The sequence below is a fragment of the Vibrio sp. 2304 genome (genome assembly GCF_033339475.1).
GTDB classification, from domain to species: domain Bacteria; phylum Pseudomonadota; class Gammaproteobacteria; order Enterobacterales; family Vibrionaceae; genus Vibrio; species Vibrio alginolyticus.
Genome location: NZ_JAWOUQ010000021.1, coordinates 1 through 25,795 on the forward strand (window position 1 = coordinate 1; position 25,795 = coordinate 25,795).

Annotated in this window: 21 protein-coding genes; 17 read left to right on the forward strand and 4 right to left on the reverse strand. The window is 45.6% G+C overall.

All coding sequences use genetic code 11. From position 1 onward, the window contains the following. Positions 1–696 precede the first annotated feature (696 nt). Positions 697–1,824 carry a tRNA epoxyqueuosine(34) reductase QueG gene (queG, locus tag R7P64_RS22870; protein ID WP_318119262.1) on the reverse strand — a complete coding sequence of 376 codons (1,128 nt, stop codon included), beginning with the start codon at positions 1,822–1,824 and terminating at the stop codon, positions 697–699. 276 nt (positions 1,825–2,100) lie between these two features. Between queG and tsaE the strand changes: the two genes are divergently transcribed. The 8 genes from tsaE to hflC all read left to right on the forward strand — a co-directional run bounded on the left by tsaE (position 2,101) and on the right by hflC (position 11,248). Further along, positions 2,101–2,565 (forward strand): tRNA (adenosine(37)-N6)-threonylcarbamoyltransferase complex ATPase subunit type 1 TsaE, encoded by a 465-nt coding sequence (gene tsaE, locus R7P64_RS22875; protein ID WP_005381372.1) that lies wholly within the window; start codon positions 2,101–2,103, stop codon positions 2,563–2,565. Next, complete coding sequence (locus R7P64_RS22880; RefSeq protein WP_025768796.1) at positions 2,559–4,268, forward strand: N-acetylmuramoyl-L-alanine amidase; 1,710 nt, start codon at positions 2,559–2,561, stop codon at positions 4,266–4,268. The genes tsaE and R7P64_RS22880 overlap by 7 nt, the downstream gene beginning before the upstream one ends. Positions 4,269–4,286: 18 nt before the next feature. After that, positions 4,287–6,299, forward strand: a complete 2,013-nt coding sequence (gene mutL, locus R7P64_RS22885) for a DNA mismatch repair endonuclease MutL (protein ID WP_318119263.1) — start codon at positions 4,287–4,289, stop codon at positions 6,297–6,299. Next, positions 6,296–7,228 carry a tRNA (adenosine(37)-N6)-dimethylallyltransferase MiaA gene (gene miaA, locus R7P64_RS22890; protein ID WP_047103958.1) on the forward strand — a complete coding sequence of 311 codons (933 nt, stop codon included), beginning with the start codon at positions 6,296–6,298 and terminating at the stop codon, positions 7,226–7,228. Before mutL ends, miaA begins: the two co-directional genes overlap by 4 nt. Positions 7,229–7,422: 194 nt before the next feature. Continuing rightward, complete coding sequence (gene hfq / locus R7P64_RS22895) at positions 7,423–7,686, forward strand: RNA chaperone Hfq (protein WP_005381379.1); 264 nt, start codon at positions 7,423–7,425, stop codon at positions 7,684–7,686. 38 nt (positions 7,687–7,724) lie between these two features. Then, on the forward strand, positions 7,725–9,014 hold the full coding sequence (gene hflX, locus R7P64_RS22900; RefSeq protein ID WP_005381380.1) for a ribosome rescue GTPase HflX: 1,290 nt from the start codon (positions 7,725–7,727) through the stop codon (positions 9,012–9,014). Positions 9,015–9,059: 45 nt separating this feature from the next. After that, positions 9,060–10,265, forward strand: a complete 1,206-nt coding sequence (gene hflK / locus R7P64_RS22905; protein ID WP_017633728.1) for an FtsH protease activity modulator HflK — start codon at positions 9,060–9,062, stop codon at positions 10,263–10,265. A gap of 2 nt (positions 10,266–10,267) precedes the next feature. Continuing rightward, entirely contained in the window at positions 10,268–11,248 is a 981-nt protein-coding gene (gene hflC / locus R7P64_RS22910; RefSeq protein WP_005381382.1) for a protease modulator HflC, read from the forward strand. Positions 11,249–11,311: 63 nt separating this feature from the next. Here the strand turns inward: hflC and R7P64_RS22915 are convergent, their stop codons facing one another. Continuing rightward, positions 11,312–11,497: a DUF2065 domain-containing protein gene (locus R7P64_RS22915; protein WP_005381383.1), complete on the reverse strand. Its 186-nt coding sequence runs from the start codon at positions 11,495–11,497 to the stop codon at positions 11,312–11,314. A 172-nt stretch (positions 11,498–11,669) separates the two neighbouring features. On the opposite strand from R7P64_RS22915, the gene R7P64_RS22920 reads away from it, so the two are divergent. Beyond that, entirely contained in the window at positions 11,670–12,986 is a 1,317-nt protein-coding gene (locus R7P64_RS22920) for an adenylosuccinate synthase (protein WP_005381385.1), read from the forward strand. Positions 12,987–13,201: 215 nt separating this feature from the next. Further along, positions 13,202–13,837, forward strand: coding sequence for a flagellar protein MotX (gene motX, locus R7P64_RS22925; RefSeq protein ID WP_262654004.1), 636 nt, complete (start codon positions 13,202–13,204; stop codon positions 13,835–13,837). Positions 13,838–13,917: 80 nt separating this feature from the next. Here the strand turns inward: motX and hmpA are convergent, their stop codons facing one another. Next, positions 13,918–15,102: an NO-inducible flavohemoprotein gene (hmpA, locus tag R7P64_RS22930; RefSeq protein ID WP_170894094.1), complete on the reverse strand. Its 1,185-nt coding sequence runs from the start codon at positions 15,100–15,102 to the stop codon at positions 13,918–13,920. A 157-nt stretch (positions 15,103–15,259) separates the two neighbouring features. On the opposite strand from hmpA, the gene nsrR reads away from it, so the two are divergent. The 5 genes from nsrR to trpS all read left to right on the forward strand — a co-directional run bounded on the left by nsrR (position 15,260) and on the right by trpS (position 21,049). Further along, positions 15,260–15,685, forward strand: coding sequence for a nitric oxide-sensing transcriptional repressor NsrR (gene nsrR / locus R7P64_RS22935; protein WP_005381392.1), 426 nt, complete (start codon positions 15,260–15,262; stop codon positions 15,683–15,685). Positions 15,686–15,800: 115 nt separating this feature from the next. Further along, a complete protein-coding gene (gene rnr, locus R7P64_RS22940) occupies positions 15,801–18,308 on the forward strand; it encodes a ribonuclease R (protein WP_017821742.1) in 2,508 nt (835 codons plus the stop codon). A gap of 67 nt (positions 18,309–18,375) precedes the next feature. Beyond that, a complete protein-coding gene (rlmB, locus tag R7P64_RS22945) occupies positions 18,376–19,119 on the forward strand; it encodes a 23S rRNA (guanosine(2251)-2'-O)-methyltransferase RlmB (protein WP_047103967.1) in 744 nt (247 codons plus the stop codon). Positions 19,120–19,229: 110 nt separating this feature from the next. Beyond that, positions 19,230–19,916, forward strand: a complete 687-nt coding sequence (locus R7P64_RS22950) for a phosphoglycolate phosphatase (RefSeq protein ID WP_005382834.1) — start codon at positions 19,230–19,232, stop codon at positions 19,914–19,916. Between the two features lie 116 nt (positions 19,917–20,032). Continuing rightward, complete coding sequence (gene trpS, locus R7P64_RS22955) at positions 20,033–21,049, forward strand: tryptophan--tRNA ligase (RefSeq protein WP_005381398.1); 1,017 nt, start codon at positions 20,033–20,035, stop codon at positions 21,047–21,049. 57 nt (positions 21,050–21,106) lie between these two features. Here the strand turns inward: trpS and R7P64_RS22960 are convergent, their stop codons facing one another. After that, positions 21,107–21,481, reverse strand: coding sequence for a hypothetical protein (locus R7P64_RS22960; protein ID WP_005381401.1), 375 nt, complete (start codon positions 21,479–21,481; stop codon positions 21,107–21,109). Positions 21,482–22,024: 543 nt separating this feature from the next. Here R7P64_RS22960 and R7P64_RS22965 point away from each other — a divergent pair. Both R7P64_RS22965 and R7P64_RS22970 read left to right on the forward strand, forming a co-directional pair. After that, entirely contained in the window at positions 22,025–24,979 is a 2,955-nt protein-coding gene (locus R7P64_RS22965; protein ID WP_062730815.1) for an ExeM/NucH family extracellular endonuclease, read from the forward strand. Positions 24,980–25,168: 189 nt separating this feature from the next. Next, complete coding sequence (locus tag R7P64_RS22970) at positions 25,169–25,756, forward strand: aminodeoxychorismate/anthranilate synthase component II (RefSeq protein ID WP_213973489.1); 588 nt, start codon at positions 25,169–25,171, stop codon at positions 25,754–25,756. Positions 25,757–25,795 lie beyond the last annotated feature (39 nt).

A 25,795-nucleotide genomic window follows, 5' to 3' on the forward strand; every position in this document is an offset into this window, starting at 1 on the left:
GCGGGGTGGAGCAGCTTGGTAGCTCGTCGGGCTCATAACCCGAAGGTCGTCGGTTCAAATCCGGCCCCCGCAACCAAATACAAGACGATAGATTGAGTACTTATTTAGTATACAATTGTTAAGTCGTCTACGGATGCGCCGCTTGATTCAACGCCTGCTTCTCGCAACCAATCACATCGCTCTTTTCATAATGCTGCGAAGCATGAATCCCCAAAAGCTAAACTTTTATCCGCATCATATGATGTCGGACGATTTCGTTTGTGTTTAAAACACGATATGAATCGGCTGACGTACAAGTATGATGAGGCTTCGCGTGTTTTATCTACTTTAATTAACAGAGTTATCCACATACGTCGTTCTGTGGATAAGTTGGTTGATAAAGTGTTTTTAGCTTGACTTTTTATGATGGGGAAGAAAGATCTTTTCTCTAAAGTGAAGTTGAAACAACAAAGAAATATCAATTAAATCTTTGTTATATAAAGAAAAAATAAGTTTTTTGTCGGATCGAGTACGTTAAAATACGATCATTAACTGGTATTTTTTTGATCCTAGTCATTTCTCCGAGCTGTGTTTAACTTTTTTCTGCTAGCTTGTTTTTCTTGAATCTCAAATTTTTTTCCACATTACAAAATTGAGAACAAGGTCATGAATTGAACATGCAAAAGTACTTTCAATCTCTTGCATATAGACTACGCTCTATGCGTCTCTCGGCAGTCCCTTCTCGACTATCCTTATTAAGCGTTGCTTTTTCGTCTCTATAGATGAATTACTCTCAGTGGGGAGTTGATTCAGTTGCTCTGTCAAAGCCCATTTAATGTGCTCATCAAGTAATTTATTTTCACCTTGCCGACTTTCCAGCGCATCTATGATTCGCTGACTATATTCTGCATTACCAAGTGCGACAGCGATGTTACGTAGCCACTGTATATGACCAATACGACGGATAGCGGAGCCTTCCATATTTTTTAGAAAAGTCGCTTCATCCCAGTTAAACATGTCGACGAGGTCAGGGTTTTTGAAACTGTCACGACGGTGGAAATCATCTTGCTCCGTTATGTCGGCGTAGCGGTTCCATGGGCAAACCAATTGACAGTCGTCACAACCATAAATGCGGTTACCCATTGGCTTTCGAAACTCTTCAGGAATCACGCCATCGAACTCGATGGTGAGATAAGAGATACAACGCCTGGCATCGACAACTTTGTCTTCAACGATGGCTTGTGTTGGACATGATGTAATGCATGCTTTGCATTTACCGCACTGATCAACGCTTGGCTCATCTACGGGTAGTGGTAAGTCGATAAGTAGTTCACCTAAAAAGAACCACGATCCACTGTCTTGATCTAAAATCAGGGAATGTTTCCCGGTCCAACCTAAGCCCGCTTTTTGGGCGAGAGGTCGCTCTAATATTGGTGCGGAATCAACGAAAGGTCGGTAACCATATTGACCAACCTCTTGTTCAATAAGTTTGCCGAGCTTATTTAGCTGCTTTCTGACGAGCTTGTGATAATCGCGCCCTAGTGCGTAGCGGCTAATATAGGCATGACTTTTATTCGCGAGGTTCGAAGCGAATTGAGCCTCTGGTGGCAGATAGTCCATCCGGACGCTGATAACACGAACGGTTCCCGGGAGTAGCTCATGGGGTCTAGCACGCATCATACCGTGACGAGCCATCCAATCCATTGAGCCGTGATAGCCTGCATCAAGCCATTTTTGTAGTGCTGCTTCATGTTCACTCAGATCAACGTCGCAGATCCCAACTTTTTGGAAGCCGAGTTCTTTTCCCCAAACTTTGATTTGTTGTGCGAGTTGTTCGTAGTTCATGTTAACCACCGGAATAAAGGGGGGCGGATCTTAACGGATCTCTGGCTTTGGTGCTACCCAGTTAGGTACGTTTTTGATGTTGTGAATACTGCTTATTGAAGTCATTTGCATATATTCTAAATCTAGGTCGATACTAAGATGATTAAGATACCGTTTATTGGATACTTTTTTCGCACATATGACATTTGAAAGCTTGTCTCTCAAAACCAACACGGTTTACTATTCCTGTTCTTTTGATTTTTATATAGTCAACGATCATTAGTTAGAGAAGCATCAATGAGCACGAAACAATTCAATTTAAAAGATGAGCATGAAACGGTTGCACTAGGCACCGCTTTGGCTCAGCTTTGTTCCCAGCAAACCACAATTTATCTGCATGGTGATTTGGGTGCAGGTAAAACAACCTTTAGTCGTGGTTTTGTCCGTGCTCTTGGTCATCAAGGTAACGTGAAAAGTCCAACTTATACTCTAGTCGAACCGTACCAGTTGGATCAGTGGCAAGTATATCACTTCGACCTTTATCGTCTTGCGGATCCTGAAGAGCTTGAGTTTATGGGTATTCGAGACTATTTCACAGACGATGCGATTTGCTTGGTTGAATGGCCTGAAAAAGGGCATGGCTTACTGCCACAACCGGATCTTGATGTAAACATTCGCTACCAAGGTGAGCAACGTGTAGCCGAACTAACAGCTAATAATGATTATGGTGTGCAGTTACTCAGTCGATTGGAGCTATGTTGAGTTTTTCAAATTTTAGAGTAGTGGCGACGTTTGTCGCCACTTTTCTCCTTCTCATCCCCAATTTAGCATTTGCTAACGTCGTTAAGAGTTTTCGAGTTTGGCCTTCACCTGATGAAACGCGTGTTGTCATCGATTTAGGCTCGGAAGCTGACTATTCCTATTTCTCTTTATCAGGGCCGGATCGCCTTGTCGTGGATTTAAAAAGCACGACGATGCAGGCCAGACTGCCTGTTACTGTTACGGATAGCCCTGTTTTAAAACTGGTACGAAAAAGCTCGCCTCCAGAGAAGGGCACTTATCGTTTGGTGTTTGAACTAAAAAAGAGCGTTCAAGCGGAATTATTTAAATTAAGCCCAACACCAGGTGGGCAGTATGGTCACCGCTTGGTGATTGATTTACCGCACGGTAAGAAGGCATCGACCTCTAAACCGAGTAAGCCAGCGGCGGCCAGCAAAGACATGAGTTCAGTTCAACGAGCTCAAGAAGTGTTAATTGTTATCGACCCTGGTCACGGTGGGGAAGACCCTGGCTCTATTGGCCCTTCACGTCGTAAGTACGAGAAAGATGCGGTATTGAGTATCTCAAGAAAAATTGCTGCTCAGCTCGATGCGACTCCTGGTATTAAAACGCGCATGACTCGTACGGGAGATTATTTTGTAAACTTAAACCGTCGTGTCGCGATTGCTCGTGAAAATGATGCGCACTTGCTGATTTCCATTCACGCAGATGCGTTTACTTCACCGAAGCCTCGCGGTGGATCGGTCTTCGTACTAAATACTCGTCGTGCAAATACCGAAATTGCTCGTTGGGTCGAGAACCATGAGAAACAGTCTGAGTTATTGGGCGGCTCGGGTAATGCGTTCTTCACGAAGACAAAAGATCGTAACGTGAACCAAACTTTGTTGGACTTGCAGTTTAGTCATTCACAAAAAGAAGGCTATAAGCTGGCAACAGAAATCCTAGGTGAGATGGGACGTGTTGCGCACCTGCATAACACCAAACCGATCAACACCAGCCTTGCGGTTTTACGCTCTCCACAGATTCCGTCTGTGCTAGTGGAAACGGGCTTTATTTCTAACCCAACAGAAGAGCGTTTACTGTTTCAACGAGCGCACCAAGATAAGTTAGCTCAGGCTATCACTAAGGCGGTCGTCAAGTACTTAAAAGATAACCCACCAGAGGGTACGGTGTTCTCGCCTTCAGCGAAGCCAATGGTACATATTGTAAAGCGTGGCGAGTCATTATCGGTGATCGCGAACAAATATGGGCTTAGCTCTAAAGCGCTGATGTCGGCAAACAACTTGAAGTCGACAGGCTTGGCAATTGGTCAGAAGCTCAACATTCCTTCTGCTGGTACGATTAAAGTGCCAAGTAAACCGATTACTGTTGAGACAGAAACCATTACGCACAAGGTTAAGTCTGGTGAGTTCTTAGGTAAGATTGCGAATCACTATAAAGTGAAGGTTTCAGATATCCGCCGAGAGAATAACTTGAAGTCAGATACCTTGTGGGTAGGGCAAAAGTTGAAGATAACGGTCGCGGTAAAAGATAAACCGATTCGTAAGCACAAGGTTTCTCGGGGTGAGTTCCTTGGCAAAATAGCGTCCAAATACGGCGTTAGCGTATCGAGCATTCGTAAAGCGAATAACTTACGCTCTGATCAGCTAGCGGTTGGGCAAGTCCTGATCATTCCAAACAAGTAGGTGAGCTTCTAACTCATTATGACGATTAAAATTTTGCCAGCCAGACTTGCAAACCAAATCGCCGCAGGGGAAGTGGTCGAAAGACCTGCTTCTGTGATTAAAGAGCTGGTTGAAAATAGTCTTGATTCTGGCGCAACTCGAATCGATATCGATATCGAGAAAGGAGGCGCAAAGCTGATTCGTGTTCGTGATAACGGAAAAGGTATCGCGAAAGATGAACTCGGCTTAGCGCTCAGTCGTCATGCGACATCTAAGATACATACCTTAGATGATCTCGAAGCCATTATGAGTCTAGGTTTTCGCGGTGAAGCGTTAGCCAGTATTAGCTCAGTCTCGCGTTTGACGCTCACGTCGCGTCCTGCGGCACAAGAAGAAGCTTGGAGTGCTTACTCCGAAGGGCGTGATATGCAGGTGAAGCTTAAGCCAGCAGCGCACCCGATTGGCACGACTGTTGAAGTGTTGGACTTATTTTTTAATACTCCAGCGCGTCGCAAGTTTCTTCGTACGGAGAAAACCGAATTTGCTCATATTGATGAGTTATTGAAACGCATTGCGTTAAGCCGCTTTGATGTCACCATCAATGTGCGCCACAACGGCAAGATCATTCGTCAATATCGTGCGGCGAAAAATCAGCTTCAAACCGAAAAACGTATTGCAGCTGTCTGCGGTAACGCGTTTGTTCGACACATGCTCAGAATCGAGCTTGAGCATCAAGGGTTAAATCTACATGGGTGGATTACCACGCCAGAGGGAGCAAGGCAGCAAAGCGATTTACAATATTGCTATGTGAATGGCCGAATGATGCGTGACAAATTAATCAATCACGCGATTCGTCAAAGCTATGAAATGAGCTTAAAGCCAGATCAGTTTGCTGCGTATGTGCTCTTTATTGAGCTAGATCCGCACCAAGTAGATGTGAATGTTCACCCTGCTAAGCATGAAGTGCGTTTCCACCAAGCTCGTTTGGTGCATGATTTCATCTATCAAGCTCTGACGGATGCACTTTCACAAAGCGCTGTGATTGATAAACCACAGGTGAATGAATCGGCATTTCATCGCGTGGAACAGACTGAATCCGAAGAGATTGAGCATTCGCCAGAGCCTGAAAAAGTACAAGAGCCAGCATCTTCACCAGTACCAGAGCGGGTTTATCAAGCGATAGAGAGTACACCGGCTTATCCTGGACGCAGTGATTATGAAGTGAAGCCTCGTAATAGCGGTCCTAGTGAAACCTCCGTGCGAGAGGCGCGCGTAGTGGAGTCATTCAAACGTAATGATTGGGTGGAATCCAAACCTGCACCAAAGCCAAGTCACAGTAAAGAGCGCCACGTAGAACCAGCGCCAACTAAACAAGAAGTACGCGCTTATCACGAGCTGCTGAAAACGCCAGAGTTTGAGGCTCAGGCAGTCACTCCAATAGCGCCCCAAACGATAACTTCGCACACATCAATGCCATCGATTACTGCATTAGGCAAAGCGCTGATGGTGGTCGATGAACAATTTGTTTTGATGAGCAGTGACAGTGGGGCGGCGTTAGTCTCGTTACCTAGAGCAGAATTTTATCGTGTAAAAGGCCAGCTTTCTCCAAGCGATGGTGCACTCAAGGCACAACCTCTGCTTGTTCCTCTATCTATTAAGTTAGAGGCCGAATTAGTGAGACTGGCCCAAGATTATCAACAAGATTTGGCATTGCTTGGTATTCAATTGAAAGCGAGAAACGAGCACGCCTTGATGGTGATGGGCGTCCCAGCTCCGCTGCGTCAACAAAACTTACAAAATTTAGTACCAGATCTGTTATCTTACGCGCAATCTTGTGTGAACGAAGGTATAGCAGCGGCTCAGATGCTGTCTGAGTTGATAGATTGGCTCGCATTACAGGTCACGACAGTGAAGAGTCACTATACTTTTTCTGAAGCCATTCAAATTATTGCGGAACTTGAACAGCTAAGACATGGTCAATTGCCATTAGAAGATACAAAATTCGTATCCGCTGTTGATTTCTCTGCCACGATAGCCAAATTAAAACCATGACAGATAAACTACCTTTGGCGCTATTTTTAATGGGGCCAACTGCATCAGGCAAAACTGAGCTGGCGATTCGTCTTCGTCAAAAATTTCCGATTGAGATCATCAGTGTTGATTCTGCTTTGATCTACAAAGGGATGGATATCGGTACGGCGAAACCGGATGAAAAAGAGTTAAGTTTGGCGCCTCATCGCTTGATAGATATTTTGGATCCAAGTGAATCTTACTCTGTCGCCGACTTTCGTCGAGATGCATTGAAAGCGATGGATGATATTGTTGCAGAAGGAAAAATTCCACTTCTTGTGGGTGGAACAATGCTGTATTACAAGGCGTTACTTGAAGGTTTATCACCACTTCCTGCTGCAAATCCTGAAATTCGTCAGCAAATTGAACAAGAGGCATTGACTAAAGGTTGGTCAGTGTTGCACGATGAACTCAAAGAGGTTGATCCTGTGTCAGCCGCGAGAATCCATCCCAATGATCCCCAACGTTTATCTCGGGCATTGGAAGTTTTTCGCATTTCAGGTAAAACTTTGACTGAATTGACTCAAACGAAAGGTGAAAGCCTACCATACCGAGTCAAGCAGTTTGCAATAGCTCCCAAGGATAGGGCAGAACTTCACCGTCGGATTGAACTCCGTTTCGAGAAGATGATGGAAGCGGGCTTTGAAGAAGAAATGAAAGCGTTATATTCGCGAAAAGATCTTCACCCCGATCTTCCTTCCATACGATGCGTCGGTTACCGACAGATGTGGGAGTATTTAGATGGGGAGTGTACACGTGACGAAGCGGTATTTCGTGGCGTATGCGCGACTCGTCAATTGGCCAAGCGTCAAATCACCTGGTTACGCAGCTGGGATGATTTAACTTGGTTGGATAGCGAGAACATTGAACAGGCATTAGAAACGATGTCGGAAGCAATAGCATCTGATTGACATAGCTGTGTATAATGTGATCGTTTTTGCGTGAACGCACTCTCAAAGGATCTGTTGTTGGCGGTTTTTATACTATGCTGCTAATTACTTAGAGTGCATTTTTGATTCGTTTAGCTCAGATGCAAAAGACGTATCTTTTGCATTGCACCACTAGCTAAATAATTACAACTACAAATTAAATAAGGAAAATAAAAATGGCTAAGGGGCAATCTCTACAAGACCCATTTCTAAACGCGCTACGTCGTGAGCGTATCCCGGTATCTATCTACCTTGTGAATGGTATTAAACTACAAGGTCAGATCGAATCATTCGATCAATTTGTGATCCTGCTGAAGAATACTGTTAACCAAATGGTGTACAAGCACGCGATCTCAACAGTTGTGCCGGCTCGTCCAGTGAGCCATCACAGCGGTGAACGTCCACAAGGTGAGCGTCCACAAGAGAAATCAGAAGATTAATTCTTCATCGAGTATTTTTAAAATAAGGAGTTGATTGCTTGTTTGACCGTTATGAATCCGGTGAGCGAGCCGTACTTGTTCATATCAACTTCACGCAAGAAGGTGAATGGGAAGATCTGGCTGAGTTCGAAATGCTGGTTTCTTCTGCTGGGGTAGAGGCGCTACAAGTGGTAACTGGTAGTCGTCAATCCCCACACCCGAAATACTATGTCGGAGAGGGTAAGGCCCAAGAGATTGCTACAGCGGTACAATCAACGGGTGCCGAAATTGTGATTTTTAATCACGCCCTCTCTCCTGCCCAAGAACGTAACCTCGAAGCACTGTGCCAATGTCGAGTTCTCGACCGCACTGGTCTTATTCTCGATATCTTTGCTCAACGAGCTCGAACACACGAAGGTAAGCTACAGGTAGAGCTGGCTCAACTTCGTCATATCTCTACTCGTTTGATTCGTGGTTGGACGCACCTTGAAAGGCAGAAAGGTGGTATCGGTTTACGTGGCCCGGGTGAAACCCAGCTGGAAACCGACCGTCGCTTATTGCGTGACAGAATCAAAGCCATCCTGCGACGCTTAGACAAAGTAGCGAAGCAGCGTGAACAAGGGCGCCGCGCCCGAAATCGAGCTGAAATCCCAACGGTTTCACTTGTGGGTTACACCAACGCGGGTAAGTCGACACTCTTCAACCGTATTACAGAAGCTGGCGTGTACGCGGCTGATCAATTATTTGCTACTTTGGACCCGACTTTACGTAAGATAGAGTTAGCAGATGTTGGTCCTGCCATCTTGGCAGACACGGTTGGTTTTATTCGACATTTGCCACACGACTTGGTTGCGGCCTTCAAGGCAACCTTGCAGGAAACGCAAGAAGCTGACATTTTGTTACATGTTGTTGATGCCAGTGATGAGCGTTTTCGTGAGAATATTCAAGCTGTTCATGAAGTACTAGAAGAGATCGACGCGCATGAAGTGCCGACTCTGGTTGTCATGAACAAAATCGACAATCTAGATTCGCAGAAACCACGTATAGAACGAGACGAGGAAGGCGTACCTCGCGCAGTTTGGGTTTCAGCAATGGATGGGTTGGGCATTGATGTCCTGTTTGAGGCGCTGACGGAACGTCTGGCGTCACAAATGGTCGAGCATCAGTTGCGAATTCCTCCACAGTATCAAGGACGATTCCGTAGTACCTTCTTCCAAATGAAGTGTATTCAACGTGAGGAATATGACCAGGATGGTAACTTGTTGATCGATATTCGAATGCAGCAAGTAGATTGGTCTAGACTTGAAAAAAGAGAAGGGGCAGTTTTGACTGGCTTTATAGTCACTTAAAGGACTGCTACAGTATAACGTCATATCAAATGATGGAGCTTTCTAATGGCGTGGAATGAGCCTGGAAATAACAACGGCAACAATGGCCGCGATAATGACCCTTGGGGTAATAATAATCGTGGTGGCCAGCGTCCTGGTGGCCGAGATCAAGGTCCGCCAGATTTAGATGAAGTGTTCAACAAACTGAGTCAAAAGCTGGGCGGCAAGTTTGGTAAAAAAGGCGGCGGTGGTTCTCCAATCGGCGGCGGTGGTGGTAGTGCAATTGGCTTTGGCGTGATTGCTCTGATTGCTGTTGCAGTTTGGTTCTTCGCTGGTTTTTACACCATCGGTGAAGCAGAGCGTGGTGTTGTACTGCGTTTAGGTAAATACGATCGTATCGTAGACCCAGGTCTTAACTGGCGTCCTCGCTTTATTGATGAGTACGAAGCGGTAAACGTACAAGCGATTCGTTCACTACGTGCATCTGGTCTAATGCTGACTAAAGATGAAAACGTTGTAACAGTTGCGATGGATGTTCAGTACCGAGTGACTGACCCATACAAATACTTGTACCGTGTAACCAATGCAGACGACAGCTTGCGTCAAGCAACGGATTCTGCACTACGTGCAGTAATTGGTGACTCATTGATGGATAGCATTCTAACCAGTGGTCGTCAGCAAATTCGTCAAACTACGCAAGAAACACTGAACCAAATCATTGATAGCTATGATATGGGTCTGGTACTTGTTGATGTGAACTTCCAGTCTGCTCGTCCACCAGAGCAAGTGAAAGATGCGTTTGATGATGCAATCGCAGCACGTGAGGATGAAGAGCGTTTCATTCGTGAAGCTGAAGCATACAAGAACGAAATCTTGCCTAAGGCAACGGGTCGTGCAGAGCGTTTGAAGAAAGAAGCACAAGGTTACAATGAGCGTGTCACTAACGAGGCTCTTGGTCAGGTAGCACAGTTCGAAAAACTACTACCAGAATACCAAGCAGCGCCTGGTGTAACGCGTGATCGTCTGTACATCGACGCAATGGAAGAGGTGTACTCAAGCACTTCGAAAGTGTTGATTGACTCGGAATCAAGCGGCAATCTTCTTTACCTTCCAATCGATAAGTTGGCGGGACAAGAGGGCAAAGCAGATACCAAACGTAAATCGAAGTCATCTTCAACCTATGATCAAATTCAACTTGAGTCTGATCGTACACAAGAAGACACTTCGAACACGCAGTCTCGTTCAACAGGTTCACGTCAAGGGAGATACTAAGAATGCGTAAGTTAATGATCCCTGTACTGGTAATCGCACTGGCATTAATGTTGATGTCTTTGTTTGTGATTCCTGAAGGTGAGCGCGGTATCGTGGTTCGATTTGGTCGTGTCTTGAAAGACAATAACGACATCACTCGAATTTACGAGCCTGGTCTGCATTTCAAGATGCCTTTGTTTGACCGTGTGAAACAACTTGATGCACGTATCCAAACAATGGATGGTCGTGCAGACCGTTTCGTAACGTCTGAGAAAAAAGACGTTATCATTGATACCTACGTGAAGTGGCGTATTGAAGATTTTGGTCGCTACTACCTCGCGACTGGCGGTGGTAACTCGCTAACGGCAGAGGCACTACTTGAGCGTAAAGTGACGGACGTGCTTCGTTCTGAAATCGGTGCTCGTGAAATCAAACAGATCGTATCTGGTCCACGTAACGATGATGTGCTACCAGAAGACGCAAGTGCCGATGTTGTCGCAACTGAAGCGGCTCGTGAGGCGCTTGAGATTGATGGTGAACGCGACCTAATCATGTCTGAAGTATTGAAAGACACGCGTGAAAGCGCAATGAAAGACTTGGGTGTTCGTGTCGTTGATTTCCGAATGAAGAAAATCAACCTGCCTGATGAAATCAGTGAGTCTATCTACCGTCGTATGCGTGCGGAGCGTGAGTCCGTTGCTCGTAAGCACCGTTCTCAAGGTCGTGAAAAAGCGGAAGTTATTCGTGCTCAAGCAGAACTAGAAGTAGCAACTATTCTAGCTGAAGCTGATAAAACTGCGCGTGTGACACGAGGTGAGGCGGATGCTGAAGCTGCGAAGATTTATGCTGAAGCGTACAACAAAGACCCTGAGTTCTTTAGCTTCCTACGCTCGCTACGTGCGTATGAGAAGTCCTTCAGCTCTAAGAGCGATATTCTGGTGCTTGATCCGAAGAGTGAGTTCTTCCAATACATGAACCAGTCGAAGGGCAGCATGGAGAAATAATCTCCGCATCTCATTGAAATAAAAGGCTCCTTAGGGAGCCTTTTTTGTATCTGATGCTAAGTGCTAGCTCATCATGATGGCGATTACGGCTCCAGCAACTACTAGGCAACCACCGATGCGTCGTAGCTGATTGTTGGGTTGTTCACTTAATTGAGCCACCATATTCCGCCAACCGTTAGGAGCAATCAGTGGCCCAATGCCTTCCACGATCAAGACGAGCCCAATCGCCAACCATATGGATTCAGACATAGCGCTTTCCAGTCGAATAGAGAAAGCTAAATACTATCAGTGATATGCTGATTTCAAAATGAACAAAGCGGCAAGATGACATTCTGGTAGCAACTCTGTGAACAAAAAATGACTGCAAGAAGCGTGATTCGGTGCTAGAATCCATTTTTAACTAGCAATCAGACTTGGAAAGATGGGAAATAACGTAGTCGTTCTAGGCACCCAATGGGGTGACGAAGGTAAAGGTAAAATCGTAGACCTTTTAACTGAAGATGCAAAATACGTGGTACGCTACCAAGGCGGTCACAACGCAGGTCACACTCTCGTAATTGACGGTGAAAAAACCGTTCTTCACTTAATTCCATCAGGTATCCTTCGCGATAACGTAAAATGTGTTATCGGTAACGGTGTTGTACTATCACCTGAAGCTCTACTTAAAGAAATGAAGCCTCTTGAAGAGCGCGGTATTCCAGTACGCGAGCGTCTTTTCATTTCTGAAGCATGTCCGCTAATTCTTCCTTACCACGTTGCAATGGACCAAGCTCGCGAAATCGCTCGCGGTAAAAAAGCTATCGGTACTACTGGTCGTGGTATCGGTCCAGCATACGAAGATAAAGTTGCTCGTCGTGGTCTACGCGTTGGCGACCTATTCGATATGGCGACTTTCGCAGAGAAGCTAAAAGAAGTCATGGAGTTCCATAACTTCCAACTAGTTAACTTCTACAAAGCGGAGCCAGTAAGCTACGAAGAAGTACTTGAGCAAGCTAAAGGCTACGCTGAACTACTAACGTCAATGGTTATCGACGTAACTGACGAACTAGACGCAGCACGTAAGCGCGGCGACAAGATCATGTTCGAAGGTGCACAAGGTACACTACTTGATATCGACCACGGTACTTACCCGTACGTAACGTCTTCTAACACGACTGCTGGTGGTGTTGCTGCAGGTTCTGGTTTTGGTCCTCGTCACATCGGTTACATCTTGGGTATCGCGAAAGCGTACTGTACTCGCGTTGGTGCTGGTCCATTCCCGACTGAACTATACGACGGTTTAGATAAGCAAGATCCAATTGGTAAGCACTTAGGTGAAGTTGGTCACGAGTTCGGTGCGACAACTGGTCGTCTACGTCGTACAGGTTGGTTCGATGCTGTTGCTATGCGTCGTGCAATCCAAATCAACTCTGTATCTGGTTTCTGTCTAACTAAACTAGACGTACTAGATGGTCTAGAAGAGCTAAAAATCTGTACTGGTTACAAGATGGAAGATGGCTCCGTGCTAGAAGTTTCTCCGATGGCTGCTGAAGCATTCGAAAAAGCAACGCCAATCTACGAAACAATGCCTGGTTGGTCTGAGAACACATTTGGTGCTAAGTCACTAGATGCTCTACCACAAGCAGCTCTTGACTACATCAAGCGTATTGAAGAGCTAACTGGCGTTCCAGTAGACATCATCTCTACAGGTCCTGACCGTAACGAAACTATCATCAAAGTTCACCCATTCGAAGCTTAATTGATAGCCGTTAAAGATTGCAAAAGCCGACCTTATGGTCGGCTTTTTGTATCTGAACAAAAACAGCGTGACTCTCATATGGCAAGCTTTTGCCGCTGAGCCTAAATCAGAGGCAAAAATTGTCTAAAGCTTAGCTGTTTTTTGCCGATAAGGTTATCAAGCAGAGGAGATCCTTCACCGATCTTTGGTTTCTTAGATACCTTAAGGGTACGTTTATGAAGTTACGAACAGTGGCTGCTTCACTGTTGTTGACCTTGGTTGCTACCACAGTGAAAGCTAATGTTGCTGATGTGGGGGCACCAGTTCCGATCTATACCGAAGCAGAGCTGATAAAGCTTATTGAGCAAAATAAGCACTTACAACGTGTGCGCGCTGATAACTGCCAGCTGGTGGAGGATATCGTAGCTCGTGCGACTCGAATTAACTTACCCGCTTATGAATTTCTGTACGGAGATATGTTGGCTTGGGGGGTGTGTGTCGGGCAAGATGTCGAACTGGGTCTTTACTACATCGAAAATGCAGCGCATCAGGGGTTACCAGCTGCACTAGAGCAGATTGGCCGATACTATTCGCGTGGCACTTTAGTACAGCAAGATAAAGAACGTGCAATTCCATATTTGCGAGAAGCTGCGTCAATGGGAAACCTAAACGCGCGTATTCATCTGGCCGAGTTGCTTTTACGTGATTATGGCAGTCCACTCGATTACGAAGATGCGTATCGTTGGTTATATAACTCTGTCACAGCAGATAAGCGGCAGCATAAGCGCATAACTGTATTGAGAAACGGCCTTGAACAGCGCATGCCACAAAACGTTATTGCTCGAGCTAAACGGCGAGACACCTTTTGGTAACGCTTCAATATTGCAAACTACTTCATACAACAAAGCCCACGTCACGTGGGCTTTGTTGTTTTCCCGATAGCTGATAGCGCTTAAACCACTTTGTGTGGACCGAAGCATTCGTAATGGAATTGCTCTTCTGGTACGCCAAGTTCTAATAGCTGTTTCGCTATGTGCTGCATAAATCCTACAGGGCCACAGAAGTACACCTGCACGTTATCTTGCTTTAATGCAGCTTCAATTTCATGCAGATTGACAAAGCCCGTGAAGTGGAAGTCTTCACCTAGTTTGTCTTCTGCCGTTGGTTGGTTATACCAAATGAGCGCGTTCATATTTTCTTTTTCTGCAACGAGTTGGTTTACGTGTTGCTTGAAAGCATGCTGTTGGCCATTTTCTGTTGCATGAACCCAAGTTACAGGTGCTTGATGTGCTGAGAGACTTTCTAGCATTGACAGCGTTGGAGTAAGTCCCACACCAGCAGATATTAGAACAACGGGTGTTTGTGGTTCGGCATCCATAAAGAAATCACCGGCAGGGGCCGCAAGCTGCACTTTTTCGCCAATGTTCAGGTTATCGTGCAGGTAGTTCGATACTTTTCCACCTTCTTCACGTTTTACCGAGATACGGTAGGTGTTCTCTTGGACCGCAGAAGACAGGCTATATTGGCGAATTTCTTGGTTTTCTAACTGGTCACTGTTGATGTAGATGCCAAGGTATTGCCCCGGTTTATACGACGCCACTTTTTGGCCATCGGTTGGCTTGAATACAAAGCTGCAAATGTGTTCGCTCTCAATCTTTCTATCGACTAATTCAAATTCGCGTAGACCGCGCCAGCCGCCTTCCAAAGCTTCATTTTGTTGGTAAATTTGTTCTTCGCGCTGAATAAATACATTCGCAAGTACGCCGTAAGCCTCAGCCCAAGCATCCAACACTTCTTGACCTGGATTAAAAAGCTCATCGATTGTCGCAAGTAAATGTTTACCAACGATTTGGTACTGATCTTCTGTGATCAAAAAGCTCGTGTGCTTATGCGCAATTTTCTCTACTGCGCCAAGCAGAGCTGGCAAATTTTCAATATTGGCAGCATAGGCACAGATAGCGTTGAATAATGCTTCACGCTGATCGCCGTTACGCTGGTTACTCATGTTAAAAATATCTTTCAACTCAGGGTTATGAGTAAACATACGCTCGTAAAAGTGCGCGGTCAGTTTTGGTCCTGTTTCGGCGATGAGTGGTGCGGTCGCTTTGACGATCTCGATAGTTTGATTGCTGAGCATAAGGGCTTCCTACTTTAAGTTGTATTTATAATGCATGTTTAAAGTTGTATCTCAAATGTATCTTTCGATCAAGAAAAGATTTACACTTTTATCGATAGCTCAAGTTTGGGGTTTTAGCATCACCAGCGGGCTATTGAGTCGCACTTTGGGAGAGAATATGCAGTTAACTAGTTTCACTGATTATGCGTTGAGAACCTTAATTTTCTTGGCTTCGTTGCCGGAAGATGAGTTAACCAGCATTACCGAAGTGACGGATTTATTTGGTGTGTCACGCAACCATATGGTTAAAGTTATCAATCGGTTAGGGCAGTTGGGTTATGTCCATACCGTGCGCGGAAAAAACGGTGGTATCCGGCTGATGAAGCCAGCGTCTGAAATCACAGTCGGTGGTGTTGTGCGCGATTTAGAGCCGTTAGATTTAGTCAACTGTGGTGTGGATTTTTGCCATATTACCCCTGCTTGCCGCCTCAAAGATAAATTGGCGAAAGCAAAAAGTGCCTTCCTGGCGGAGTTGGATGACTGCACGATTGAATCCTTGCTCAGTGACAATTCTGAACTTTTGATCTTGCTGGCTCGTCCTTAACTCATTTGCATGCCTAGAGTCGATCTCGATCATTCTTTTTTCAAAGCAATTCTGTAGCTTATCGAGAGACTCAGATATACTAGCCATATACCTTCCTTGCTAGATAGGCGTGCCTATGTCAGACAATATTCCAAACGATCCTTTTGCAGATCGTGAATCCAAAAATTACGAAAATCCAATTCCAAGCCGAGAGTTTATCATCGAGTTTCTAGAGCAAGCGGGCGTTCCAATGAATCGTAACGACTTGTTTGAGGCACTAAAGCTTGAGGGCGAAGAGCAATACGAAGGGTTGCGTCGTCGGCTACGTGCGATGGAGCGAGATGGCCAACTGGTGTTTACCCGCCGTCAGTGCTATGCATTGCCTGAAAAACTTGAAATGGTGAAAGGTTACGTGATTGGTCATCGTGATGGCCATGGTTGGGTACGTCCAGAAGGCAGCGTCGGCAAGGATGATGATATTCTGTTACCGCACCATCAGATGAAGAACATCATCCACGGTGATTTTGTCTTAGTGCAACCGACAGACAACAGCAAGCGCGGCCGCCGTGAAGGACGTTTGGTGCGTGTGCTAGAGGAGCGCAATGATCAAATCGTTGGTCGTTTCTTCCTTGAATATGGATACTCCTATGTTGTCCCAGATGACTCGCGTATCAGCCAAGATATCCTGATCCCAAATGAGCACAAAGCGGGTGCACGCATGGGTAACGTAGTCGTAATTGAAATTACTGATCGTGGCTCACGCTCACGCGGCATGATGGGTAAAGTGGTTGAAGTCCTTGGTGAAAATATGGCACCAGGTATGGAAACACAAATTGCGATTCGTACACACCAAATCCCTCACGAATGGCCAGAAGCCGTCGATAAACAAATCGAAAACTTAGGCGAAGAAGTACCAGAAGAAGCGAAAGTTGGTCGTGTGGATCTACGTGATTTGCCACTAGTGACCATTGACGGCGAAGACGCACGAGACTTTGATGATGCCGTTTACTGTGAAAAGAACAAAGAAGGTGGTTGGCGTTTATGGGTAGCGATTGCTGACGTCAGTTACTACGTTCGTCCTGACTCTGCGTTGGACAAAGAAGCGATCAATCGTGGTAACTCAGTATATTTCCCGTCGCAAGTTGTGCCGATGTTGCCAGAAGTACTGTCGAACGGTCTATGTTCGCTTAACCCGCAAGTAGATCGCTTGTGTATGGTGTGCGAAATGACCATTTCCGATACAGGTAAGCTGTCTGGTTACAAGCATTACGAGGCGGTGATGAACTCGCACGCTCGTCTCACATATAGCAAAGTGAGCGCGATTCTAGAAGGGGATGAAGAACTACGTGAGCGCTACCAGCCGCTTGTTTCTCATCTAGAAGAGTTGCACAAGATGTACAAAGTGCTGAAAGAAGCACGAGATCAACGCGGTGCAATCGAATTTGAAACCGTTGAAACCAAATTTATTTTCAATGCGGAACGAAAAATCGAAAGTATTGAGCCAGTAATTCGTAATGACGCGCATAAGATCATCGAAGAATGTATGATTTTAGCCAACATTGCTTCGGCATCGCTGGTAGAAAAAGCGAAAGAGCCCGCGCTTTATCGTATCCACGAATCTCCAGGTGAATTACGCCTGCAAGGTTTCCGTGACTTCTTAAGTGAACTTGGTCTTGAGCTAAAAGGTGGTTTAGAGCCTTCACCAACGGACTATGCTGATCTCGCACGTCAAATCTCCGGGCGTCAAGATCAAGAGTTGATTCAGACCATGCTGCTACGCTCAATGAAGCAAGCGGTATACAACGCAGATAACGCGGGGCACTTTGGGTTGGCATTGAAACGCTATGCGCACTTTACGTCGCCAATTCGTCGTTACCCTGACTTGTTACTTCACCGTGCAATCAAGTATCTGATTGCTAAAGAAGAAGGTCGTAATCAAGATCGCTGGACACCAACAGGTGGCTATCATTACTCGTTTGACGACATGGATTTTTACGGCGAACAATGTTCGATGACAGAGCGCCGTGCTGATGATGCAACACGTGATGTTGCGGATTGGCTGAAGTGTGAATATATGCAAGACCACGTCGGTGACGAACTAGACGGTGTTATTGCTAATGTCACTAGCTTTGGCTTCTTTGTACGTTTAACGGATTTGCACATCGATGGTTTGGTGCATATTTCTACCCTTGCGAACGACTACTATCAATTTGACCCGATTGGTCAACGACTTATTGGTGAAAGTTTCGGTAACATCTACCGCTTAGGTGATGCAGTAAAAGTAAAAGTACTGGCTGTTAACCTCGATGATAAGCAAATTGACTTTGAATTGGTCGAAACAAGTCGTAAGCTACGCGGCGAAGGTAAGACTGCGAAGAAACGCGCAGCGGAAGCAAAACGCAAAGCGAAAGATAAAAAACGCGCTGCGACTCGCTCTTCATCGAAAGAAGGTGGCGCGGCTCGTGCAGTTCCTGCGATAGAGCCAACTAAACGCCCAGAAGAAACGGGCGCAACGAGTAAGCGTAATGGCCCAAAACGTGGTGACGCCGAAGGCAACGAGAAGCCTAAAGTGAAAAAAGCACGTAAAAAGAAGCCGCACAGTAAGCCGAAGAAAACCAAGCGCACTAAAAAAGAAGCGCAGTAGGTTGAAGCGCCAACTTAGTTCAAACTCGGTTGGCGCAGGCAATACGACCAGAACAACAGGTTAAACAATGAGTAACGAATTTATCTACGGCATTCACGCAGTGAAGGCGGTATTGGAGCGCGAACCAGAGCGTTTTATCGAGGCGTACGTTTTAAAAGGTCGTCAAGATGATCGCCTAATGCCAATCCTAAATGATCTTCAGGTTTGTGGTGTTTCTATTCAGCAGATGACACGTAAAACCTTGGATGACAAAGCACGCGGTGCAAATCACCAAGGCATCATCGCTCGTGTGAAACCAGCGAAGCAGCTGAATGAGAACGATATTGATGACATCCTTGCAAAGCACGAATCACCACTGCTCTTAGTGTTAGACGGCGTGACCGATCCACACAATCTTGGTGCGTGTTTACGTAACGCAGATGCGGCAGGTGCTGCGGCGATCATCGTACCGAAAGATCGTTCTGCGCCAATGAATGCGACGGTAAGTAAAGTCGCTTGTGGTGCAGCTGAAGTCGTACCATTGATCCGAGTGACTAACTTGGCTCGTACTATGCGTACATTGCAAGAGAAAGGCATCTGGTTTGTTGGTACTGCGGGTGAAGCAACGCACGACATCTACCAAGCCAAACTGACTGGACCCCTTGCTATCGTAATGGGAGCAGAAGGTGACGGTATGCGTCGTCTTACTCGTGAAACCTGCGACGATTTGATTAAGATCCCAATGGCTGGTAGCGTTTCAAGCTTGAACGTATCTGTGGCATCCGGCATCTGTTTGTTTGAGGCAGTGCGTCAGCGTATTGCTGCAAAGTAACGACGAAACAAACAGTTACTGTAGAATCAGACATAATGATAAAAACAAAGGATGGGGTGCCATCCTTTGTCGTTTTCACCGATTTATAAATAAAAATCCTCAGGGAAGTTATGACTCAACAAGACATTAAATTCATCGCCTTCGATCTAGATGGTACTTTGCTTGATAGCGTGCCAGATCTAGCTGTCGCGGCAGACCAAGCAGTACAGGCGCTTGGCTTTCCATCGGTTTCAGAAGAACAAGTTCGTGATTACGTGGGTAACGGCGCAGACGTGCTTATTGGTCGCTCATTAAGCCAAAGCCTGACCATCAACCCAGAGCTGAGTGAAGAGCTTCGTGCTAAAGCGCGTGTATTGTTTGATGATTACTACGAGCAAAGTGGTCACAAGCTCAGTCACCTATACCCAACGGTAAAAGAGACACTAGCAGAGCTGCACAAAGCGGGCTTTGTTATGGCGTTGGTGACTAACAAACCTTCAAAGTTTGTGCCTGACGTTTTGGAAAAGCACGACATCGCAAAATACTTCGTTGATGTCCTTGGCGGTGATGCATTCCCAGAGAAAAAACCAAACCCAGTAGCATTGAACTGGCTAATGGAAAAGCACCAAATCCAACCAAGTGAAATGCTGATGGTTGGCGACTCGAAAAACGACATTCTCGCAGCAAAGAATGCAGGCTGTGCCTCATTTGGTCTGACATATGGTTACAACCACGGTGAACCTATTTCAGCATCAAATCCAGATTTCGTCGCTGACAGTTTGGCAGAATTATTGGACGTTGTAGCGGTTTCTGCATAACGGCTACAAAAGAGCTTCCAAAATACTCGTTAATGAGTACACTGAGTAAACCGTGCACCTATTACTGCACGGTTTTTTTCATTTAATTAGATTAAGAAGTCAAAGGAATCATTCTAATGAGCAAACCCATTGTATTGAGTGGTGTTCAACCTTCAGGTGAACTAAGTATCGGTAACTACTTGGGTGCTCTACGTCAATGGCAGCAGATGCAAGACGATTATGATTGCCAATATTGTGTGGTAGACCTTCACGCGATTACGGTTCGTCAGGACCCTAAAGCGCTGCATGAAGCAACTCTAGACGCACTGGCAATTTGTCTGGCAGTTGGTGTTGACCCGAAGAAGAGCACGCTATTTGTTCAGTCACATGTACCAGAGCATGCTCAATTAGGTTGGCTTCTTAACTGCTACACTCAAATGGGTGAGCTGAGCCGTATGACTCAGTTTAAAGACAAATCGGCACGTTACGCGAATGACGTAAACGTCGGTCTATTTGACTACCCGGTGTTGATGGCGGCTGACATTTTGCTTTACGGTGCACACCAAGTACCTGTAGGCAGTGACCAGAAGCAACATCTAGAATTAGCGCGCGATATCGCAACGCGTTTCAACAATATTTACTCGCCAGAGCAGCCAATCTTCCAAGTTCCAGAGCCTTACATTCCGACAGTAAATGCGCGTGTAATGAGCCTTCAAGACGCAACGAAGAAGATGTCTAAATCTGATGACAACCGTAAGAACGTTATCACGCTGCTGGAAGAGCCTAAGTCGATCCTTAAGAAGATCAACAAAGCGCAAACCGATACCGAAACGCCACCAAGTATCCGTCATGATATCGAGAACAAGGCGGGCATTGCTAACCTAATGGGTCTGTACTCCGCGGCGACAGGCATGAGCTTTGAAGAGATTGAAGCGAAGTACCAAGGCGTAGAAATGTATGGCCCATTTAAGAAAGATGTTGGTGAGGCAGTTGTAGCAATGCTTGAGCCAATTCAAGCAGAATATCACCGTATTCGCGCTGATCGTGCTTACATGGACGAGGTAATGCAGCAAGGCGCTGAGAAAGCATCGGCACGAGCGGCTGAAACGCTTAAGAAAGCATACGAAGCAGTAGGTTTTGTAGCTCGCCCATAGTTGCTAAGAACGAATACGAAAAAGCTCCACTTTGGTGGAGCTTTTTTTATGCCTGTATTACTGAAATGGTGTGTCTTTCATACAGCGTTCCATGTCGTAATATTCAACACGTCCTCGAGCCCCTAGAAAGGCAGACTTCACAACCATGCCTCTATCAATGAAGTAACTAAGCTGTACGCATGATATATCGTAGCTGAGTTCTTTAATTCTCGCTGGAATCCAGTAGGTTCCTGGCGTTCTTAGACGCTGAGTAAAGGTAATAACACCCTCGTCACTGACTTCTAGCTCTTCAATACCATCCAGTTCATTTTTGGCTGATTCGATGATGTCTTGATTCGCCGTAGGTTGAAGTGGCTCACTGGCGGTCAACTGACACCCCGCTATCAAGCCAAGTAGGGAGAGAGCTAGCACACTGCGTTGAATTTTTTTCATTTGTCGTTCCTGGGTTTACAGCTAATGAGATCTTATTGTCTCGCGCAGGTGTTATATCTTTTGTGTATGTTTTTGGCTAGTGAGTAATGAAAAGTTATTGAATAAATCATGAAAACTTTGAAGTATGAGGGGCCTGTATAAGAGAGAACGAAGCGAGTAATAGATTCTTGGGCTTGAACAGTGATACAAGTGAAAATTAAAGCATTCTAAATTAGTGACTAATTATATTTTTTATTTGTAACGGAACGGTTGGGTTAATAAGCAACTCAACAAGTGATGTATTTTCTACTCCTTAACATGAAGTGAAAAAGTAAACTGAGTAATCAATCTAAATTCTGACTTGTTTATCAATAGCGCTCTGTATTTATTACAAAAAATGTTTGAATGGGATGCTCTGGCATATTTTCTTATATTCACATGTGATTCATTTCACGGCTTTAATTACTCATTCTTATTTATTTCATAAATAAACCTGATAGTAGACGCAAATGGCAGGCTCTAACCAGAGCTAAGTTTGCATTTACATAAATATCAGGTATGACAATGGACACGTTAATCAAACCCTCAATACTCGCATTAACCATCGCCAGTGCACTTAGTGCAAACGCGAACGCAGAGATTATTATTTCCCAATACGTAGAAGGCGGCGCTTATAATAAAGCGGTAGAGATCGCTAATACGGGTGATACTGCGGTGACACTCACTGGCTACGAGTTGGCGAAATCATCAAACGGTGGTGGTACTTGGGGCAGCACATTCGACCTTAGCCAAGTGACGCTACAAGCTAACCAAGTGTATGTACTGGCGCATGGTGACGCGAGCGATGCCATCAAAGCTATCGCGGATATCACAGATAAAAGCGTTGCGAACTTTAATGGTGACGACCCGATCGCGTTGCTTAAAGATGGTGAAGTGCACGACATCATCGGTGTGATGGGTGACGTAGATTTTGGTAAAGACACCACATTGGTTCGTAACAGTGATGCACTAACCCCTTCTGCTACTTATGATGCATCTCAGTGGACGGCATTTGAGAAAGACAACATTGACGGCCTTGGTGAGCTGAATGCGACTGAGCCACCAGCACCATTCGCTTGTGAAGTCGACGGTCAGCAACCTAACTTCACTACCATCCAAGATATTCAAGGTGAAGGCGATACGTCTCCATTCATTGATGGTTACCCATACATTACTGACGAAGATCATTTCGTAACGGGTGTCGTGACTGCTGTTACTACAGGCTTAACCAAAGGTTTCTACCTACAAGCACTAGAAAGTGACAACAACGACAAGACCTCAGAAGGCTTGTTCATTCATACTGACGCGGCAGACACGGCGCTGAAAGCTGGTGACGTTGTTTGTGTGAAAGGTAAAGTTCAAGAGTATTACAGCAATACTCAGCTTGCTTCTGATGCTAACAGCTATGTGAAAACAGGCACTTCTGAAACCCCTCGAGTTACCGATCTTGTTATCAAAGAAGGTGAGACACTACGTGATGCGCTAGAGCGTCATGAAGGCATGCAAGTTGAGTTGACCTCGGCAAGTGACTTGTTTGTAACTCGAAACTTCTCTTACGACTACGATTCACGTCGTAACAATATGATGCTCTCTCATGAAGCGCCATTGTTAAAGCCGACTCAATTACACGCGGCAGAGAGCGATGCAGCCGTTGAGCTAGCAAAAGACAACGCAGCGAACCGCGTATACCTAGAATCAGATGGCAAAGCACCAAACGGCCAAATCCCATACTACCCAGATTTTGCTAAAGATGCAGATCAAGATGGCTCTTCAGAGCAGCACATTCGCCTTGGTTCTCGAGTAGAAGGTCTACAGGGTGTCGTGGCTTACAGCTACAACGAATACCGCCTGATTGCGACGAATGAAGTCAATAACACCAACTTTGTGACTTCAGGTGAAGGCTTCGATGTGGCTCGTAAAGATGCCCCAGCGATTGCGGACTCAGATTTGCGTATTGCAAGCTTCAACGTACTGAACTACTTCAACTCCGTGGCTGACAGTGGTCATGAAAACCCAACCGGACAAAACCGCGGTGCGACTAATCTAGACGAATTCCTGATCCAGCAAGCGAAAATCGTTGCGGCGATGAACAAGATGGACGCAGACGTTATTGGTTTGATGGAAGTGGAAAACAACGGCTTTGGTGATGGCAGTGCTATCCAAAACTTAGTTGATGCCCTAAATGCTGAGATTGATGACGCTGAAGATCATTACACGTATGTCGAAATCGAAGAGCAAGACAAATACCAAGACGAATACTTTGGCAGTGATGCGATCATGGTGGCGATTTTATATCGTGCTAACGCAGTAACGCCAAAAGACGCTGCAAAAGTGATCATCACGCCAGAGCAGCACATTGCAGAAAACACAATTACTCGTAAAGAGGGCACAGAAAGTAACCCTGCTTACGATAAGTACCAACGCCACAGTCTACTTCAGACCTTTACGGTGAAAGAGACGGGTGAAGATTTGTCTATTGTCGTAAACCACTTTAAGTCGAAAGGCTCTGAGTGTATTGAAGAGTGGATTGCCGGTGTAGAAGATTCTGAGCCAGCGGATCTGCAAGGCAACTGTAACAACTTCCGCGTTTCTGCTGCGCACGCAGTGGGTGAAGCGTTGAAAGAGGTGAAAGGCGATGTATTGCTCATGGGCGACCTCAATGCTTATGGCATGGAAGACCCACTTCTGACACTGACTGATTACTCGAAAGAGAAATACGGCCGTGACATTTATACTGCTGCTTACACAACCATTGGTGATGGTGAACTTCAAGTAGAGAAGACCAAAATTGAAAAAGGTTACGGTCTGCACAACTTAAACACGTTGCTGCACGGCACTGATACGTTTTCTTACACCTATTCGGGCGAGCTGGGTAATTTGGACCACGCATTGGCAAGCAGTAGCCTAGCGCAAAAAGTGGTAGCAATTGAAGATTGGCACATCAACTCACTAGAGAGTAACTTGTTCGAATACAGCAGCAAGTACACAGGTGATATGCCGAAGTACAAAGATGCGTTCTCTGCCTCTGACCACGATCCAGTGATCATCGCGATTGATTTACCAGATGATGACATCGATTTACCGAAAGCAGGTGACAACTTAGCCGTCGATGTCCGTTTACCACCAACGGCGGTTGTGGGCGATATTGTTACGGTGAACTTAACGCCATCCACACAAGCGGCTGCGGCAAGCACCGATACGAAAGCTTACTCGGCTAGCCAAACTTTAGTTCAAGCTGATATTGATGCGCGTAGCGTGAATATTGAGTTTGAACAAACGCCGGAGCAAGGTAATTATCAGTTAGAAGAGAAAGTGACTGACTCGACAGGTAATATCGTGAAGTTTAGCTCTGTTCGTGATGTTTCAATGACGCAAACTGAAACTGGAACAGAAGGGTCGAAGGATTCAGATGGTGGTTCGTTTGGTTTTGGCGCGCTATTTGCGCTGCTAGGTCTCGGCTTATTCCGTCGTCGCCGCTAAGCGAATTTACTTCCTGACAAACAGTTCCTAAATAACTGTAAAGACCAAAGGCCAGCCTATGCTGGCCTTTTTATTCAGCAAAAACTTGCCTTTCTTGCTTGGTATAGCAAAATACCGCCCTTGATTGTCACGAACGTGGCGATTCACTACGTAAGCATTGCCAAAACGGATTGGAGCAACCGACCCTTTATGTTGTTGATCATCGATAACTACGACTCTTTTACCTACAACCTTTACCAATACTTCTGCGAGCTTGGTGCAGACGTAAAGGTGGTGCGTAACGATGAAATCAATATCCAAGGCATTGAGGCGCTCAACCCAACTCATTTGGTGATCTCGCCAGGGCCATGTACGCCGAACGAAGCAGGTATTTCACTGAAAGCGATAGAACACTTCGCTGGTAAGCTTCCAATATTGGGTGTTTGCCTTGGCCATCAAGCGATAGCGCAAGTGTTTGGGGGTGAAGTGGTACGTGCACGACAAGTGATGCACGGTAAGACCTCACCGATTCGTCATAACGGTCGTAGTGTGTTTAAAAATCTGAATAACCCACTCACGGTAACCCGTTATCACTCTCTTGTGGTGAAAAACGGTACTTTACCCGACGTGTTTGAACTGACTGCATGGACAGAACTGCCGGACGGAAGCATGGATGAAATAATGGGTTACCAACATAAAGCCTTGCCAATTGATGCGGTGCAGTTCCACCCAGAATCAATCAAAACTGAGCAAGGTCACGAGTTGCTTGCGAACTTTTTAGCACGCAAAGCGATCTGATCGCGATCACTTTTCTTAACAAATCATTCATCTTTTTGC